Origin of the sequence: Halobacteriovorax sp. HFRX-2_2 (genome assembly GCF_043196705.1) — a bacterium.
Classification (GTDB): Bacteria; Bdellovibrionota; Bacteriovoracia; order Bacteriovoracales; family Bacteriovoracaceae; genus Halobacteriovorax_A.
In genome coordinates, this window is the sequence record NZ_JBEBMT010000005.1 from 114,967 (window position 1) to 131,773 (window position 16,807).

Sequence of the window (16,807 nt, forward strand, 5' to 3'; positions counted from 1 at the left end):
TTATCATTAACTTAATTGGTGGGGAACCGAGCCTCCATCCAAATTTCATAACAATTATTGAAGAACTTGAAAGTATTCAAAACTTAAAAGAAATAAGAATCGTCACAAATTTTGTTAAACCTGAAAGCTTCTGGCATAAGCTTCCTGGAAGTAACAAAATAAAAATTACCGCAAGTTTTCATCCAGAGTACCCAAATAAAGGCTTTGTCGAAAAAATTGATCTCTTATCTAAGAGATATCGAATGGATGTAGCTTTTCTCTTTACGAATAAACTAGAGGAATTTGAAAGATATAAGAATATATTTGAAAGCCTCTATAATTTAGCACAAGAAAAGAAGCTTACCTTAAATTGTATCAGACTACATAATGATACAAATGACTCCGTTTCGTACGAAAATTATCAAGACGAAATAGAAGAGTTTATAAAGAATTGTGAACTAAGAGTTACACAACTTGAAAACAAAGAAACGACATTAATTAGAACGGCCAAAGAACAAAAATATATTTCCAAATCTGATTTTTTAAATAATGGCTATAATCAACTAAAGGGTTGGAAATGTGACATTAGGGCCTTTATTATACACTATGATGCTCAAGTTTCTTATGCTTGCAAGAATACAAAAAAACACATTCTAACTTGTGACTTTAAAACAACATCAATCGTCTGCCCATTTAAGTTATGTGAATGCGATGATTATTGGAGTTTTGAAAAGGTGGCACCATGAACAACAAAGTTTTAGTAATCGTTGCACATGCTGATGATGAAGTATTAGGTTGTGGAGCAACAATACATAAGCATATTCTAGAAGATGATGATGTCTATATTTTGGTCCTTACTGATAGTACTTCGGCCCAGGGCAAAGATATCCAAAACCGTCACCAAGAATACTTAAAAGCTCTTAAAATACTTGGGGTAGAAAACCACAAGAAATTATCTTTAAGAGATAATAGACTCGATAGTTATAACCTTATCGACATCATTCAAGAAATTGAAGAAGTAAAAGCTGAATTTGAGCCTAATATTATCTATACTCATTCTTACAATGATTTAAATATTGACCATCAAATTACAAACAAAGCAGTCCTTACAGCTTTTAGATCAACTCCTAGTAACACTACGACAGAAATCTACACCTTTGATATACCTTCAAGTATTGAATATCAGTCTTCACAATTTATACAAGCAAGAAAGAATTATTTTAGTACAATTTCTAAGCAGAACTTGAAGGCCAAAATTCAGGCCATGTGTGCCTACGAAAGTGAATTACATCCATTCCCACATCCTCGATCAATTGAGAATCTCGAAATCCTTGCAAAATCAGAAGGAACAAAATGTGGAAAGGAATTAGCAGAGTCTTTTTATATTGAAAGAATTATTAGATAGAGTAAAACTTTTTTATAAGAGATATAACACAGTTCAATTCGTCTTCTTTTAACGTTTCAAAAAAAGGAAGAGAAAGTGTAGAAGAGTAGTATTCCTCAGCACCTGGAAATTCTAACTCTTCCTGATTCCAATACGAATGTAAATGAAGTGGCCTAAAGTGGATCGATGTTTGAACACCATTATCCTCTAAAAAAGACTTCAACTCATTGCGCTTTCTAGCATGAATGACAAAAAGCGAAGGTATTATATTATTTTCAAGTGCTAGGACTTTAACTTCAGAAATCCCTTCGAGCAATTGAGCATACGATTGGTAAATGGCCAAGCGTTTTGAGATTTTATCTGATAAAGAAGATATTTGATCCTTTAAGAACACAGCATCAATATTTGTCATATTCGCTTTACGTCCAAGAAATTCAATATCATATTCACATCTTGTTTTCCGACAAATACCATGCAATCGACGCTTCTTTGCCTGATTCACTAAACAAAAATCAGATACGATTAAACCACCACCATCAGGAGAGGAAAGAATTTTATTTGGGTAGAAACTAAAGAATGCGGCATCCACTTCCAAGTCGAAGCATTCAGGGTAAATAAGTTGGGCCAGATCTTCGACAACTCTGAAACCATATTCATTCTTTAACTTCTTCATCGCATCTCTGTCGTAAAGGTGTCCTCCAATGGAAACAGGAACGACACAATCAACTTTTTGAGATTTAAGGACTTGTTCTAACGATGTAATATCAATCATTCCAGAGACTGAGTCAACGTCACAAAAAACTATCTTATGACCTAATCTCTTTGGAACTTCCGCCGTTGTCGCAAAAGTATTTGTTGGAACGACAATTGTTGCCTTAACATCTGAAAAGTACATATCTAAAATAATTTCAAATGCTGACGTGGCACTACTAGTACATATGAAATTTGGAAATTTGAATTTTTTAACTAAAAGGCTTTCAACCTCTGCGACCTCTATTCCCCCAGTCCACTCACCACTACTTATAACACGCTTAAGCTGTGCTTCTAAATCAGGACTTGAATATGGTCGAAATAAAGGTATCTGCATTACTTATATAAAATTTTCTCTTGGGCCTCTAATACCGGATACTCACGGGCCAAGATATCCTTTACCTTAAAGAATGGATTATAATTTTTTTCAAAATAAAAAATTGTATTAATATTATAATCGCAGATATACATGAATATTGGTCTACGTTTTTGAATCTCAACATATTTTAAGTCGACAATCTTAATTTCACCGGTATTAATATTTTTATAAACTTTAGAATAGAGTTGATTATAAAAAGGAAAAAGAACATCTTTATCATTCCCCCAAAGATTCTTGGTTAATGTAACGACTGTCTCACAATCACCTTTTTTAAGATCATCCATCTTAAACCAGCCATCTTCTTCGTTATAATATTCAAAAACCAAAAAACTCTCAGACTCTTCCAGTAACGTAGGGAGAATTGTTTCTTTATTCATAACCTTACGATATTTTTTTAATAAATCTTCAAATGTAAAATTAAGTTTACGATCGATATCCGGAGAATCAGTAACAAGAAATTTCAAAGCTGGTTTAAAGACATATTTACGTTTACCAACAGGAATAAAGTAAAAGCTCTTACTTTTTCCAAATCCTGAACCGACAGGGACATCAATATCAAACTCTTCTTTTAATTTCTCTTGAGCAGCGTAGAGAAACTCAATCTTTTTTTCTCTAAATATATGTTCAATATCCATCACAGCTCCTTCATTCTCTTAAAGTACGCGATTCTCTCTCTTACTTTATCATATTTAGAGTTTGGATATAGGTGTTCATGCCAAAAGTAAATTCCTCCTAGCTTATCTTTTGGAAAAGTTGTCACAGAAGCATATCCCTCTCCTACCTGATAATACTGTACAGGATGCACGTTAAGACGACCTTCATTGAAAGCTTTTTCAATGACATACTCTTCAAGAAAGTATTTCTCTACATTTCGACAGTACTTCTGCCATCTTTCATCACCATTTGTCTTATATAGGGCCATGAGTTCTTCAAAGAAGAATTTGTAAAAACCACTGTCTCGGCGAGAAATAATAAAACCAGTATCAAGCGGATTACCCCAATCCTCTCCAATAAAGCGTTGATCCTTTTTTGAAATATCATCATATTGGCCAACGACTATCTTGCCTTCGTTATATGCAATCTCTAATAATTTGGGATCCAAAGGTTTAATAAGATTCATATCAAGGTCGATATGAATAAAGAGATCTTCAGTTAACTCTTCTTCAAGAAGCATTCCACAAAATGGAACATTCACAAAACCAGACTCAAATTCCTCTGTTTCATTGTGATATCTTTCAATATATGTAACACCTAATTCTTTAAATTTTACTTTCGTTTTTTCGCTAACGATATGCTTTGAAGGACAATAGGTATAAATGGGAATATCTTTCAAATCCCCTGCATTCTTACGCCAATTCTCAAAACAGAGAATGGCCTCATCTTCATAATGTCTTTGATTTTCAAATGTAATGCCCTTGTCATCATTAGTGCTTCGGCCATTACTTTCAATCATTGTAATAAGTGCAATCTTCATACGTACTACTTTGTATAATCGATATATTCATCATCTCTATTTGTATCTAGCGTTGAGCAGTGTATCCCTCCGCCAAAAATTTCACAATTTTCTAATCTTACAGGGTGAGGAGTAAAGCCATGCTTATCGAGTAATTCAATAACATTGGCCGCACTTTCACTAACTAGAATATTTTTTTCATCAACGCTAACAATATTAATATCCATTCCTCTTGTACTTGCAAGTTGAATATCGATATCAGTTTTCCCTGATTCAATCACAGGTTCTGCTTTATAATCGTCTGGAAATAAACAATCCCAGTTTTTAAACTTTTGCGGTAAAAAATCCTTTATATTACGATACTTAGGATTCACAAGAAAGGTTCCAGGCTTGAGACAGACTAAAATACCATCGATATGATTATCAGCAACATTAACAATATGAAAATCACTTTCGGGAAAGAATGACTTAACCCACTCAAGACCAAGGTAGTGGTTATATGAGTTTACGTTTACAATAACATCTTTACCGATCCTCAAAAATTGAGCACCATCTATGGCCATCGTATATTTTGAACGATCAAAATTCTTATAGTCACGCTCTGAATTCCATGGACTTAAGTCCATTGTTTCTTCTACTAATTTATTGTGTGGAGATCTAACCCATTTTCCACCTCGGCCACCATCAAATAGCTGATTATAAACATTATAAAGCAGGGTGTTTTCAAAGAAGCGATTTCGAACATAAGTAGGTGTTTCAATAATATAATCTCGATAAACGAGAGAAACGTCACGAACATTACTTGCACTTGAAAGCTCTGTTTTGTAATCAGGAGTCTTGATTGTGACAACTTGCCCAAGTCGATCTGGGCGAAAAACCTCGACACCAAGGTTTTCAAATGTCGCAGCTAAATTATCTAATTGTTCATTACGCTTTAAAAGCAGTTCGTGATTAACATAGTACTCTTGGCCACCATGTTCGAGTCGATCATAAACAGCATGAGTTAAATTCTCACCATAAAAGTGCTGAAAAGTGAAGTCAGCAATTCTCTTACTAATCTCTAGCTCTCGTCCAACGATAATAGAATTGAGTTTACCAAAAGAGGTATTACTTTTAATCACGATATATCCTTAATACTTTCTAAATTATCATATTCAAAATCATTCATATAGAAATCACAATTGAGCTTACATTGAGTTGTATTTCCAAGAGCTTGATAACATCGACAAAATTCTCTTGAGAACTTCACAAAATTAGTAAAGAACTCAAAAGTACTTTCATATGAATAAATATTAATTGGTTTACTAGAAACTCTTGCATAAATAAAAGATACACAAGGGTAGCAATTCCCATCAGAATTTATATATATTCTTTTAAACCATGGTGTTACTGGCAAGGAATATTCTTTCTTATACAAGAAATCCATATTTCCCCTGCTACTTCTATTCTTAGGTGGTTTGATTTTACTTGTGACAAGAGTTGTGTCACGAAATAGTAATTCTAAATCAAACTTCTCTTTAACGAGCTCCGCTGTCGCAATTGCAAATTCTTCATTTAATTCATGACGAGAAAAAATAGGCTCAACTTTTAGAATCCCTCTTACTTTTTCAATATTAGAAAAGACAGTATCGAGACTACTACCACCACGAGTTAGCTCATGAACCTCTTGACTTGGTCCATCGATGGCCACCTGAAAGACCATATTCTTATATTTTTTTAATTTTTCCACATCAAGGTTCATTAAGTTTTCCCCATTCGTTGCAATCAGAATATCTTGAGAAAAATTTTCACCTAAAGCGACAAGAATATTATTAATATCACTATGCTCCAATGGTTCACCATCATTACCACAGATAAAGACTTCTTTTGGGTTGAATTCTTTAATAATAGGAAGAACTCTTGAGAAATCTAATTCTCTTTTATTATTGTGATCTGGATTTAGGCTTGGACAACCCTGGCACTGTAATTGACAGCTATTATTTAAACTAAGTTCTATAAATTCAACAAATTTATTATATTGCATTATAGAATCTCAAGCTCCCACATATCCATCAATCGCTTACAGTTCTTTTCACAAATTTGACAACATTCGTAGTCGAAATTTTGAATCTTCTTATAATCCAAATCCCACTTCTCTAAACGACTCTCTTCAAGCCAGACATAGCATGGGAATACAGTACCGTGCTGATCGATATGAATACTTTTATTATGGTAAGAACGACAATCGATATCATAATCCTTACTACCACTAACCTTTTCACCCCACTTCTTTTTAGCAGAGTTAATAATAACGTCATATTTTCTCTTAAGCTCTGGAGTAACTAACATTTTATCTAAGTTAAAGGGATTCTTATAAACCTCAGTATCACGACGATAGAGAGTTTGCGTTAGGTTGATATTACTGAACTCTTTTAAAAGCTCATCCATACTACCATCTTCTAAATCCTCGGCATTATAATCAAAGAGAATATGCTGAATATAATCGATACCATAAGGATTGGATTCACGAAATGCTTTCGCATTGGCCCTAATATTAGCGAGACTTGTGTTAACACGATAAATTTCATGAAGCTCTTGTGTGGAACCACATACTGTGAAATAAACACTATCATCAGGTCCTAATATTGTTCCTAGCTCGGCCCACCAATCAGGGTCATGAGTATCGCCATTTGTACAAATTTCAATTGCGATATCTCTTTTGCGAAGATAGCGGCAGAGGTCAAAAATAGATCGATAAAGTGTTGGCTCTGAAAAAGCTCCAACTAGGTGAACAAATTTCGCATTAGGAAATTGATCTAGTTGTTCTGTGATTTCATTTAAATGTCTTTCATTATATTTAACTTCTATATGCTTATAGTTTCGTGCACACAAAGGGCACTTTGCATTACAAGTTCCAGTGAGATCTAATTCTATTCTCTCACTACGAATAAGGGCATCATTACTAGCAGACAAAATCTAACTCCATGACATCAATTAACTTTTGAATACGTCTTTCACATTTAAAACAATCTTTAAATTTAAAACTAAGTACTTCACCATAATCGAATACTTCACCAGAGAAGTGTCCTGGTCCTTCATACTCTGCATGACCGTAACAAGGAGATATTTGGCCGAACTGATCAATATAAATTTTTCGATCTCTAAGGCTCATACATTTTATTTCAATATCAGTACTCTCGCCTGGTGTTGGCTTAATATTGAAAAGTGCATCAATGGCCCTTTTTCTCTCATCTTCTGGACGAATTAAGTCCTTATCAAATGACTTCACATATTCATTAAAAGTACGTTGGCCTTCTGTATCAACATTAAATGTTTTACTAAAACGTGCAATAATATTTTGCATTGCCTCGCTTTCATAGTCTTCACGATTATATTTGAACATAATATGTTGGATATGATCGATTCCTTCTTTATTCGTCGAGATAAACCCTTGATGGTTATCTAAAATATCTTGAAGCTTACTTCCAACACGGTATTTCTCATGGAGCTCTTGAGTTGAGCCGCAAATCGTAAAGTAGATACGATCATTAGAAGATAAAATCTCACCAAGTTCTGCCCACCACTTTGGATTGTGGGTACTACCATTTGTAAATAACTCAATGGCAACACCACGTTCCACTAGATAGCGACAAATATCCTTAACTTCAGGATGAAGAGTTGGCTCAGAAATATTCCCTGCCATATAAAAAACTTCAAGATTAGTGAAGCTATCTAACTGTTTTTTGATTTCTTCGAAGCTTCGCACATTACGTTTTAAGAGGTGCCCAGCATGAGCATAATTTCTAGTGCACAAAGGACAACGCAGGTTACACGTGCCAGTAAGATCCATCTCTAATTCTAAGATCTCACTACGATGTAATGTTGTTTGCTTACAACTCATTACCCCATCCTCTCAAGGCCAATATCATCAAGCATCTTAGTGGTCATGGCCTCGCACTCATAGCAGAAGTCATACTTAAATTGATTTATCTTTGAGTAGTCGAGGTTAAACTTTTCACCGACATTATAGATTCGATAAAGAAAGCATGGAAAGATCTCTCCCCACTGATCAATAGCAACGAATTTCTCTTCAAGACTCTTACAACGCATCTGACATTTTATTTCACCAGACTTATTACGTTCATAACGTCTCTTGGCATGACGAGAGATAAGATTATAACTCTTGGCCAAATCTGCCGTTAAGGCAATGTCATTATCCTCATCTTTAATAAAACCAAATCTTTCATTATATGGAAGAGTATTAATATTATACTCGCGACTAAATCGAGATCGAATCTGCTTCATTGCCTCACTTTCAAAGTCTTTAGCATTATATTCAAATTTAATATGTTGGAGATAATCGATATCATATTCACACCCTTCTTTGAATGCAGCGTGATTATCTAAGACTTGTTGAAGATTAGAACGAACACGATACTTCTCATGTAACTCTTGTGTTGATCCACAGATCGTAAAGAAGACATGATCTCGAGGGCTCATCATTGTGCCTAGCTTTCGCCACCAATCAGTCGAATGGAGAGAAGCATTTGAGTAAAGTTCAACTTCAATTTCACGGCCTATCAGATACTCCATGATCGTAAAAAATTCTTTATGAAGGGTCGGCTCAGAAATCATACCTGCCATACAACACATTTTTATATTAGGATACTCATCTAATTGAGCAATAATCTCACTTGCAGGTCTTTCATTATACTTAACCAAGTGCTTTGCGTTTGAATAACTTCGTGAGCAAAGAGGACAATCGAGATTACACGTTCCTGTTAACTCGAGCTCAATTTCGAGAATCTCTTCTTTAGCTAATGAATTTGGTAATTTTTCCATAATTTACCTACTTATAATCACACTCAGGATAGTGACCACGACGATAATGTAGAACATCATCAATCTTCTCCCCTTCAACCGGGTAGACATCCTGAACATTTGATATTTTCTTTTCTACACCATCACAAACGAAGAAGTACTTACAGTTAAAACACTCCTTACCTTTGGTGTAAGTATGCTTTCTCTTTTGAGCAGCAACTTCAAAGTACTCTTTTGTATCAAGAACTTTTTCTTCAATTTTTTCAACATCGTAAGCATAGATATTCCAATCATTACGATCGTAAATATGCTGATAGACCCCAACAACATATTTTTCATATCCTTGCATAAAACAAAAAGGGATATAGCGAACATTAATTTGAATTTCTTGATTAAGATTATCAATAGCAAGCTTTATATGCTTACTTAAATGCTCATAGCTTTGAGACTCAAGTCGATCTGCATCCTCCCAATAATTGAGTGGGAGAAAATTTAGTTGATAAGGTTTTATCTTATTAATCAACTTAACATATTCGCCAAGCAGTTCAGCATTCTTATCCGTTACCGTACAATTAATGCGAACCTTAATACCGATTTCTTGGCAATTAGAAATGGCCTTTAACATTTTACGAAAGGCACCTTTTCTTCCAACAATCGAGTCATGATTTTCTTCATTAACTCCATGAAGGCTAAAGAGTAATTCAGTAAGGCCGTGTTCTTGAGACTTTTTGCAAAATTCTAGATTTGCAAATTTAGCACCATTAGTAAGTGCAGAAATATTTGTAAAACCAACTTCACGGCAGTAGTCGAGAATTGTAAACCAGTCACGATGAACAGAACTCTCGCCACCACTTAGATCAATTTCTCGCATTCCACAATTATAGATTTTCTTTGCTCTATTCTTTATTGTCTCCAGAGGTGTGACCTTATCGAGGTCTTCAAGATAATAGCAGAAGTAACATTCATAATTACAGAATGTTCCAGTATCGAGCTTTGCTCTCTTATTGAATTTGTCATTTAATAGCCTCAAACCAGAGTGGCTAAAAATATTATAATCCAATATGTTCTCCCAAGATTTCTAGTATGGGATCTCCCTCTTTTAAGAATATTGAATCAAAGTCATTATCAATATCCCACTTTCTCCAGTAGAGGCCTTTATCTTCATCCCAGTAGTCTATATTATAATACACAACCTCTTTTTCAAAAAACTTGCATTCTGCGATCATACGGGGACTACAGTCAAATTTGCGTGGAACCGGTGTATAGATATATCTATCAAATTTTTCAAAAAGGTCTGCAACAGGCATCTCTGGGAAATCAAAGCGATCTGAGAGCCCATCTAAGCGTCCAGCTGGTCTATTTTCCTTATTCGTTAGGCACATAAACTTCCCATCATACTTATCGAGGAGGTCTAGGTACATTTGGTCAGGGATATTTCGACAATTTTTTGTGCCATAGAGCAGATTACAACGAGTTGATTTTGTCGGCTTCTTTAAACGTTCAAAATTAATTCGTTTTTTATAGTCAATTGCATTTTTACAGTCACGATATATACGCGCATCTTGGAGAATAAAGACATTATCTTTATCATTGTCCTGCAGTTCTTTATCACCGCAAGCGAAGTGAAAAATCTTTTGGGCCAAAATATGTTTACCCATTAATGACTTCGCACCACCATCAGTAAAAAGAATATTATTCGCATGTACTAAATTAGGACGATTTACAAAGAGAGTATCTTTTTCAAGTTGCACCAACTCTTCATCAGAAATAATATATTTTCCAACAACAGAGTCACGAAATGTAGGCCAATCAATATCTTCGCACAGAAGAATACCAACTCGCATATGCTCTTTTAGAAACAGATAGTAGTCAATAACCTCATATGTGTGTCCACATAGGCCATGATTATTAGTGCTCCAGCTATAAGTAAGCCAGAGATCATAATTTTCTTTATCGAGTCTTAGAATCATATTAATCCAAAAATTCTTGAATTAACTTATCTTCATCCGTTAAGTGATAAGCTTCAAATCCGTTTAATAAGATATCATTATAACGTATATTTACGGAGTCTTGAATAACACTCTTAAAGATTTCAACCTTCTTCTTATAATAGAGACTTTCGGGAACTAGACGATTATTAGTATCAACTTTTCCCGATTGATAATACAGCATCGTATCAAACTTTTCGTGTAAGTTTTCGTGGTGCTTATTTGCTATTTTATAAATAAGCTTTCTCTGTTTGTAGTGCTCGGGAATTACAACATTTGTATAGTCGAGTGATGGAGTATTCACGAAGACATAGTCATCCACGGCCTTAAGCTCTTTATAATTTCCAAATGAGAATTTTAAAAGCTCCTGCTCATCAAAGTTTTGATATTCGTAGAAGCCAAAATACTTGACCTTTTTCATCCCGTAGCGACGCATTTCATGGCCTTCATTTGAGAAAACGACGAGGTCACATGGAATTGTTTCTCCAAGAAGTTTAAGCGTATGAATATCAAGAATCATACAGCGTTTAGGCTTTAATTTAAAAATTTCATAAACACTATTAGTAACGAGAAAGTCAGAAATATATTCATCCGGAAAATGATATCTTTCTTTGAAAACACTAATCCAATTGATTCTTTCTTCTTGGGTGCAATTATAGAGGACAAATTTCACATCACTGCTTCGAGCTCTCGAAAAGAGAAAATACTCGAAGCAGTAAAATAATGTTCCATTTACTTTACGATGATCTTTTTGTGAATAGAGAATAATTCTAGAAGAATGTTGAATAATAATCCTCTAAGAACTTATTCGTAAGCTCGTCGATCTTATCAGTACACTCTTCTTCATTAACGATTTTTCTAAAGTGATCAAATTTCTTATTAAGAGCACTGATTCTTTCGATCTGATCGCGCATATTCAGGTAATCTTCTAGTTTTTGAATAAGGTCTTCATTACCTGTTTCTAAGATTTCTAAATATTTTGACTCACGATTTTCGGCCGTAATGAAATAACCCTTATCGCAAAGTTCATTATTTAAACACATATAGCTATAGAACGTATAACCACTAACCGAAGCAAGGTCTTGCGTAACAACCATACGGGCCTTTTTAATGGCCGATTCTCTTGCAAAATTATAATCACTTGAATCACCACTAATAAGCTTAATTTCGTGTGGCATGACTTCGTTATATTCAATTGGTTTAACAATTCTAACTTCGATACCTTCTGTTAAGGCATGCTTAATAATTGATGCAGACACAGCGGAAAGATTTAAAAGCTTTTCCTGTCTTTCAATTGGATCTAGTGTATGAGGAAAAACATTTGTCACATACCAGTGTGACCCACGATCCTCAACTGAAGCAACATCATATAATAACATAATTAAATCCTTTTAATATTTAGTAGTGACAACCACAATTGTTATGGCAAGAACAAACGGCGTTACAGTTACAGTCAGAGTTACAAATACAGTCAGCTCTAATTGTATTATAGTAATTTAAAACTTCTTGTAAGTGAGTTCTTGTAAAATGCTGCCCTCGTTTATTCCATCCTCTCGACATTGATGAACCTCCAGCTGATGGATCATCCGCCGTACGCCCTCTATTATCCGCAGGGGATACACCACTTGGAGCAGGCGTATAGCTCACTGTTATATCATTAGCAGGTGTAAGCTGATTAATTCTTCCTGTCATATTAGCGGCAACATTATTAGATATAGTTGCTCCCCTACCATAAGAGTCTGTTGGATCTCCAGGGTTGTACATTGCATGACTTCGATAACGAGCTAATTCTGCAGCAATAACATTACGTAAGGCCCTAACATGGCTACCGTAAACAATACCACCAGTAACAATACCAGTACTTAATCCATAGGCTCTGTTTGCAGAACAAACACCACGGTGTCCAGAACAAGTTGCTGTCCCTGTATTGTGATAAGTACAGTGTCCACCACTACATGCCATTTGCAACCTCCTTGTCCATATACTCTTCTCTAGTCATCGCATTTGCAGAGAATATATGTTTTTGAACGGCCCTGTCGATTTCACCAAATGTTTTAAAGAAACCACAAAGCTCGTTAACCCAATTATCTGTCCACTTCTCAAAGAAGTCTGTCTTTTCACTTTTCTCATGACTTGCTACAGGACAAATCATACAAGTTGTAGCGACACAGTCCTGGCAGTCCTTGTGAATCTTCTTAAGTGGTTCTTCAAATTTTTGAGTATAAGCACTAATTTTTTCAACGAACGCATCATCATTGATATCACTATAAGCCAACTCTTCCTTATGTTTCGAATAAATGGCCCCGTGACAAGCGTAGAGATTTCCACGTTGATCAATTGCCGCCATATTATATCCAGCAGAACAGTGTTTACGGTTATCTTCTCCACCAAACCATGAACAAAGGTAGCGTCCATTTTCATTATAGAATTCAATTTCTCTCTTAGCGATTTTTAAAAATTCAGCTCTAAAGATCTTTATCGCATCCTTTTTCTCATCAAGAGAAAACTTTGTAATATAATCAATCGTTGGTGAATAACTAATATTAATATCTTTTGAAACTTTCCAAAGAAGTTTTTGAATATCGTAATAATCTTCCCAACAAGAATAAAGACTTTCCATACTATCAATAGGAAGAGTCGCCTTCATACTTACATTGATCCCAAGACCAGCAAGTTCATAAAGATTGTTAATGACATGATTACTTGAAGGTTTTTTATTCTTCATTAATCGATAACTATCGTTAACAGCACGGCCATCATATGACACCTGAACATGTAGCTTACTTGTATCAACATTCTCAATAATCTTTCTCATATTATGAATATTGAAAGCGTTAGTGTATAAGTGGAAATCAACATTTTCGTGATCACGATACTTATTCATTAACTCGATAATAAAGTTTGGATTGAGAGTAGGCTCTCCTCCCCAAAGTGAAATATTCAAACCATCATACTTACTTTGAAACCAATTCTTATCTGCAAGAATACTATCGATTCTTTTGAAGATAACTGGTAGCTCATTATCGAGACGGGCCTTATCAACCTTCTCTCCTTCGAAGCAGTAAGTACAATTTAAATCACATAACGCTGAGGTTGTGATTTCTAGAGTAAAGTATTTCTTTGCGACGCGTTTTTGAGACGCTTTCGCAGGATTTTCAAAATTATAGGCGACCATTAATCTATCTCCACGTTGAGAATCTCATCTAAAATATCATCTAACTTTTCATCCGAAACTTTTTCTTCTTCTGGCTTAATCATTGATAATATTTCATCAGCTTCGAGCATAAGCTTTTCTCCATACTCAGGAGCAATTGGCAACATATGCTTTCCAGCTTCAAATAAATGTTCAGCTGCTAAGTACATGCTTCGATTTAATGCTTTAAGATTCATAAACTTCTCTTTTCAAGATTCTAGTAAAATATTTATTTGACCTTATTTCAGAAATCATGCGTTGTACTTCCTTATAAAAATGGCGATACATTATGCATATATTCTCAATAGGTCCTTCGTTCTTAATGTTCTCATATAAACAACCTTTTCTACAGAATTTTTTTACACTACAGCTCTCACAAGCGGCCATATTCTTATATTCTGGAATTTGTAGATAAAGGTCGTCATCTTTGAAGCGATTACAGGCAATTAGCTTATCTTCTGAAAAAGATAAATGCGTATCTCCTGCTCCGCAATAATCAATTGTTATATCTTTTGCTGTGTAACGTAGAATATGTCTTAGGTAAGTGAGAATTATTTGTGGCATCTCTACTTCATCGACATTTTCAATATACCAGTCTACTAATTCACTAAAGCCTTCATTAACAGCAATTGCACTTTCCTCACTCCAGACATCCACATCTCTGATAAGAGTAAGGTCAGGATTCAGATTAAGTACCTTTTTAATATAGAGGTGATTTTCAAGAAGATTGCTATTGCCAGCATAAATCATCGAGTGGCAAGTAAGGTCATTAAGTTGTTTTATAATTGGAAGTTTCTTTTCGTATAAGTAATTTGTTCCACGGCTATCGTGCTGCTTGCGATTCATATCCTGCCAAAGGCCATCGTAGGACAAAGAGACTCGAATATTATTTTCGTTTAGAAAATTAACCTTTTCCTGATCAAGCAGTAAACCATTTGTCGGCATATAAAATTGAACATTTTCTTCGTCTTTTAATTCATTTGTGACAGAGACAATCTTATCCCAGTGAAGAAGAGGTTCTCCACCATAGAAATCCACTTGAATTAGCTCATCAGGTTTCTGTGCACGAACCTTTTTATATGATTCAAGAAATAGATCTGTATTTATTGATTTCTTCGAAAGCTTATCAACATTGCAATAACTACAATCTAGGTTACAAGCTTCCGAGAAAGCTATTGATAAGACTATCATAATAGACCTTTTATTACTTTACTTTCACCCAGTGACGGCCATCGACAACAATTTGATGATTCTTATCGCCAAATGAATCCTTAAGCTCAGGCTTCTTATAAATAGCAACAAGCCTTTCAGGGTAGTCACGTTTTTCTTCTAATGTCATCTCAGTCAAGTTTCCGTGCTCATCATTTGTTAGAGGAGTACCCGGATCATAGTCTTTGTCGACATAGGCAAGTACCCAACCACCAATTGCAATTGGCACTTCAAGGCCTGCATTTCCTTGTCCAACACCAAATCCAAAAGTATCTGAAGCAATACCAATGACGCTTTTCTGACATCTTTCACTACAGATTCTAGCACCTTCGATTGTGTCGAAATAACATTTTCCAGGCTTTAATTCATCATTTAGAAGCTGGAAGTCTGCAATATCATTCCAGACAGAATTCCATACTTTAGAAGCCTTGAATTGATTTGAGAAATATAAATCAGCACCTGTATTTACAGAGTGCGCTCCAGTACTTGAGTTTATTGATGCTCTTCTTAGAGTTGACATAGATATTCCTCCATTTTTTATTTCTTCAAATATATGGATATAGTATATAATAAGTTTATGAAACGAAGAAATTTTATTTTCACAACCATATTCTCTTTATTTACGTATAAAGCGTTTGCTCACAGCTTTTTTAGAGTGAAAAGAAAATCTGGCAATAACTTTCTTATTTCAAGTGCTGATAATACTTGCGTAACGCTTAAAAGCGGGATGACATACAAACTTCCAGAAAATCCTACTGATATTGATTCGATTATCAATTTTCGAGTTCAAAAATCAAAGTGGAGTCAGTCTCCAGTAATTGATCCTACTAATCGTCGAATTGCCTCAAAAAATGGTCTTTTTGACGTTGAAAAGAACGTAAACCTAGATGAATCTCGTAACTTCACTCTTCAGTACATTTGCGAAGATATGGGCTGGATTGTTCTTTCTTAGTATTTAGTAAATCAGCAAATACCAAACTAATAAGCACAACATTTCCGACAAATTCAATTTTCATGAAGACAACAGTCATCATATGAAAAACAATCATCACTTGTGCCCAGTACTTTAGATAGTACTTATTTTTAAAATAAAGAACTAAACCAGATAACTCAATTAAGAGAACAAATAGGCCAATAATAAAAAAGCAAATTGTAGAAATGTCGACAACCCACTCTGCTGGATTACTTTTTATGACAATACTCTTTAGGCCAGAAAAGTTTAGATAAGAATTAAGGCCATCAGAAAATAGCCCAATTACTCCATAATACAACTTCCAAAAACCAGACATAAAATATGCAAGAGTAATTAATAGCTTTGAAGTATTCAAAATATTTTTATCTGGAATAAATGCAATAACAACGGATACATAGAGCCAAAGAAATAGATCATGATCAAAGTCTGCTCCATTCATTAATGCGATTAAGACCAAGAGAACAAGACTATAAGCAATTCTAAAATACTTTGTTTTAAAATCGTTTATACAACCTATGGTTACCGGTATTAAGACAAGAGATGGAATCAAAATCGTTTTAAAAGGATAGAACCAAAGAATTAGAGATTTGAGCCAATTTTCATCTGAACTAACCGGTGTTAAGTCATAGAGAAAATAACTAATAAACGAAAAAGTTAGTAAGTAGAATACTTTAATAATTAATTGCTGACTCACTTAAG

At 34.6% G+C, this 16,807-nt stretch carries 21 protein-coding genes; 3 read left to right on the top strand and 18 right to left on the bottom strand.

Features of this window, described 5'->3' with window-relative positions:
* Together ABMA79_RS15180 and ABMA79_RS15185 are read left to right on the top strand one after the other, a co-directional pair.
* The coding region (locus ABMA79_RS15180) for a hypothetical protein (protein WP_393093693.1) at nt 1-725 on the top strand (725 nt) is incomplete at its 5' end.
* Nucleotides 722-1,384, top strand: a complete 663-nt coding sequence (locus ABMA79_RS15185; protein ID WP_393093696.1) for a PIG-L deacetylase family protein — start codon at nt 722-724, stop codon at nt 1,382-1,384. The genes ABMA79_RS15180 and ABMA79_RS15185, both read left to right, overlap by 4 nt.
* On the opposite strand, the gene ABMA79_RS15190 is transcribed toward ABMA79_RS15185, so the two are convergent.
* From ABMA79_RS15190 to ABMA79_RS15270, 17 genes are all read right to left on the bottom strand, one after another.
* A complete protein-coding gene (locus ABMA79_RS15190; protein ID WP_393093699.1) occupies nt 1,377-2,450 on the bottom strand; it encodes a DegT/DnrJ/EryC1/StrS family aminotransferase in 1,074 nt (357 codons plus the stop codon). The two genes, ABMA79_RS15185 and ABMA79_RS15190, sit on opposite strands and share 8 nt — an antisense overlap.
* Entirely contained in the window at nt 2,450-3,127 is a 678-nt protein-coding gene (locus ABMA79_RS15195; protein WP_392857797.1) for a hypothetical protein, read from the bottom strand. The genes ABMA79_RS15190 and ABMA79_RS15195 overlap by 1 nt, the downstream gene beginning before the upstream one ends.
* Nucleotides 3,127-3,966 carry a hypothetical protein gene (locus ABMA79_RS15200; RefSeq protein ID WP_393093702.1) on the bottom strand — a complete coding sequence of 280 codons (840 nt, stop codon included), beginning with the start codon at nt 3,964-3,966 and terminating at the stop codon, nt 3,127-3,129. The genes ABMA79_RS15195 and ABMA79_RS15200 overlap by 1 nt, the downstream gene beginning before the upstream one ends.
* A 5-nt stretch (nt 3,967-3,971) precedes the next feature.
* Complete coding sequence (locus ABMA79_RS15205) at nt 3,972-5,066, bottom strand: hypothetical protein (protein ID WP_393093705.1); 1,095 nt, start codon at nt 5,064-5,066, stop codon at nt 3,972-3,974.
* Nucleotides 5,063-5,968 carry a radical SAM protein gene (locus tag ABMA79_RS15210; RefSeq protein WP_393093708.1) on the bottom strand — a complete coding sequence of 302 codons (906 nt, stop codon included), beginning with the start codon at nt 5,966-5,968 and terminating at the stop codon, nt 5,063-5,065. The genes ABMA79_RS15205 and ABMA79_RS15210 overlap by 4 nt, the downstream gene beginning before the upstream one ends.
* Complete coding sequence (locus ABMA79_RS15215) at nt 5,968-6,897, bottom strand: radical SAM protein (protein WP_392857806.1); 930 nt, start codon at nt 6,895-6,897, stop codon at nt 5,968-5,970. Before ABMA79_RS15215 ends, ABMA79_RS15210 begins: the two co-directional genes overlap by 1 nt.
* Complete coding sequence (locus ABMA79_RS15220; RefSeq protein WP_393093711.1) at nt 6,887-7,825, bottom strand: radical SAM protein; 939 nt, start codon at nt 7,823-7,825, stop codon at nt 6,887-6,889. Before ABMA79_RS15220 ends, ABMA79_RS15215 begins: the two co-directional genes overlap by 11 nt.
* Complete coding sequence (locus tag ABMA79_RS15225) at nt 7,825-8,766, bottom strand: radical SAM protein (protein WP_393093713.1); 942 nt, start codon at nt 8,764-8,766, stop codon at nt 7,825-7,827. Before ABMA79_RS15225 ends, ABMA79_RS15220 begins: the two co-directional genes overlap by 1 nt.
* 7 nt (nt 8,767-8,773) lie before the next feature.
* On the bottom strand, nt 8,774-9,805 hold the full coding sequence (locus tag ABMA79_RS15230) for a radical SAM protein (protein ID WP_393093716.1): 1,032 nt from the start codon (nt 9,803-9,805) through the stop codon (nt 8,774-8,776).
* The gene (locus tag ABMA79_RS15235; protein ID WP_393093719.1) at nt 9,795-10,715 is read right to left on the bottom strand and encodes a hypothetical protein; all 921 of its coding nucleotides are present in this window, start codon (nt 10,713-10,715) and stop codon (nt 9,795-9,797) included. The genes ABMA79_RS15230 and ABMA79_RS15235 overlap by 11 nt, the downstream gene beginning before the upstream one ends.
* A gap of 1 nt (nt 10,716) precedes the next feature.
* Nucleotides 10,717-11,406: a hypothetical protein gene (locus tag ABMA79_RS15240; protein ID WP_393056772.1), complete on the bottom strand. Its 690-nt coding sequence runs from the start codon at nt 11,404-11,406 to the stop codon at nt 10,717-10,719.
* A 97-nt stretch (nt 11,407-11,503) separates the two neighbouring features.
* On the bottom strand, nt 11,504-12,112 hold the full coding sequence (locus tag ABMA79_RS15245) for a hypothetical protein (RefSeq protein WP_393056774.1): 609 nt from the start codon (nt 12,110-12,112) through the stop codon (nt 11,504-11,506).
* A gap of 19 nt (nt 12,113-12,131) precedes the next feature.
* Nucleotides 12,132-12,695 (bottom strand): hypothetical protein, encoded by a 564-nt coding sequence (locus tag ABMA79_RS15250; RefSeq protein ID WP_393093722.1) that lies wholly within the window; start codon nt 12,693-12,695, stop codon nt 12,132-12,134.
* Nucleotides 12,685-13,908 carry a radical SAM protein gene (locus ABMA79_RS15255; RefSeq protein ID WP_393093725.1) on the bottom strand — a complete coding sequence of 408 codons (1,224 nt, stop codon included), beginning with the start codon at nt 13,906-13,908 and terminating at the stop codon, nt 12,685-12,687. Before ABMA79_RS15255 ends, ABMA79_RS15250 begins: the two co-directional genes overlap by 11 nt.
* Nucleotides 13,908-14,123, bottom strand: coding sequence for a hypothetical protein (locus ABMA79_RS15260; protein WP_392857824.1), 216 nt, complete (start codon nt 14,121-14,123; stop codon nt 13,908-13,910). Before ABMA79_RS15260 ends, ABMA79_RS15255 begins: the two co-directional genes overlap by 1 nt.
* Nucleotides 14,113-15,117 (bottom strand): radical SAM protein, encoded by a 1,005-nt coding sequence (locus tag ABMA79_RS15265; protein WP_393093728.1) that lies wholly within the window; start codon nt 15,115-15,117, stop codon nt 14,113-14,115. The genes ABMA79_RS15260 and ABMA79_RS15265 overlap by 11 nt, the downstream gene beginning before the upstream one ends.
* 13 nt (nt 15,118-15,130) lie before the next feature.
* Entirely contained in the window at nt 15,131-15,655 is a 525-nt protein-coding gene (locus ABMA79_RS15270) for a hypothetical protein (RefSeq protein ID WP_392857827.1), read from the bottom strand.
* Nucleotides 15,656-15,862: 207 nt separating this feature from the next.
* On the opposite strand from ABMA79_RS15270, the gene ABMA79_RS15275 reads away from it, so the two are divergent.
* Entirely contained in the window at nt 15,863-16,087 is a 225-nt protein-coding gene (locus ABMA79_RS15275; RefSeq protein WP_393093731.1) for a hypothetical protein, read from the top strand.
* Here ABMA79_RS15275 and ABMA79_RS15280 read toward each other — a convergent pair.
* On the bottom strand, nt 16,038-16,802 hold the full coding sequence (locus tag ABMA79_RS15280) for a hypothetical protein (protein ID WP_393093734.1): 765 nt from the start codon (nt 16,800-16,802) through the stop codon (nt 16,038-16,040). The genes ABMA79_RS15275 and ABMA79_RS15280 overlap by 50 nt on opposite strands.
* Nucleotides 16,803-16,807: the final 5 nt, after the last annotated feature.

Excerpts from the sequence above, each read along its gene's own strand:
- ABMA79_RS15185 (WP_393093696.1), top strand. The coding sequence starts at position 722 with ATGAACAACAAAGTTTTAGTAATCGTTGCACATGCTGATGATGAAGTA.
- ABMA79_RS15190 (WP_393093699.1), bottom strand. The coding sequence starts at position 2,450 with ATGCAGATACCTTTATTTCGACCATATTCAAGTCCTGATTTAGAAGCA.
- ABMA79_RS15195 (WP_392857797.1), bottom strand. The coding sequence starts at position 3,127 with ATGGATATTGAACATATATTTAGAGAAAAAAAGATTGAGTTTCTCTAC.
- ABMA79_RS15200 (WP_393093702.1), bottom strand. The coding sequence starts at position 3,966 with ATGAAGATTGCACTTATTACAATGATTGAAAGTAATGGCCGAAGCACT.
- ABMA79_RS15210 (WP_393093708.1), bottom strand. The coding sequence starts at position 5,968 with ATGCAATATAATAAATTTGTTGAATTTATAGAACTTAGTTTAAATAAT.
- ABMA79_RS15220 (WP_393093711.1), bottom strand. The coding sequence starts at position 7,825 with ATGAGTTGTAAGCAAACAACATTACATCGTAGTGAGATCTTAGAATTA.
- ABMA79_RS15225 (WP_393093713.1), bottom strand. The coding sequence starts at position 8,766 with ATGGAAAAATTACCAAATTCATTAGCTAAAGAAGAGATTCTCGAAATT.
- ABMA79_RS15235 (WP_393093719.1), bottom strand. The coding sequence starts at position 10,715 with ATGATTCTAAGACTCGATAAAGAAAATTATGATCTCTGGCTTACTTAT.
- ABMA79_RS15245 (WP_393056774.1), bottom strand. The coding sequence starts at position 12,112 with ATGTTATTATATGATGTTGCTTCAGTTGAGGATCGTGGGTCACACTGG.
- ABMA79_RS15250 (WP_393093722.1), bottom strand. The coding sequence starts at position 12,695 with ATGGCATGTAGTGGTGGACACTGTACTTATCACAATACAGGGACAGCA.
- ABMA79_RS15255 (WP_393093725.1), bottom strand. The coding sequence starts at position 13,908 with ATGGTCGCCTATAATTTTGAAAATCCTGCGAAAGCGTCTCAAAAACGC.
- ABMA79_RS15260 (WP_392857824.1), bottom strand. The coding sequence starts at position 14,123 with ATGAATCTTAAAGCATTAAATCGAAGCATGTACTTAGCAGCTGAACAT.
- ABMA79_RS15265 (WP_393093728.1), bottom strand. The coding sequence starts at position 15,117 with ATGATAGTCTTATCAATAGCTTTCTCGGAAGCTTGTAACCTAGATTGT.
- ABMA79_RS15270 (WP_392857827.1), bottom strand. The coding sequence starts at position 15,655 with ATGTCAACTCTAAGAAGAGCATCAATAAACTCAAGTACTGGAGCGCAC.
- ABMA79_RS15275 (WP_393093731.1), top strand. The coding sequence starts at position 15,863 with ATGACATACAAACTTCCAGAAAATCCTACTGATATTGATTCGATTATC.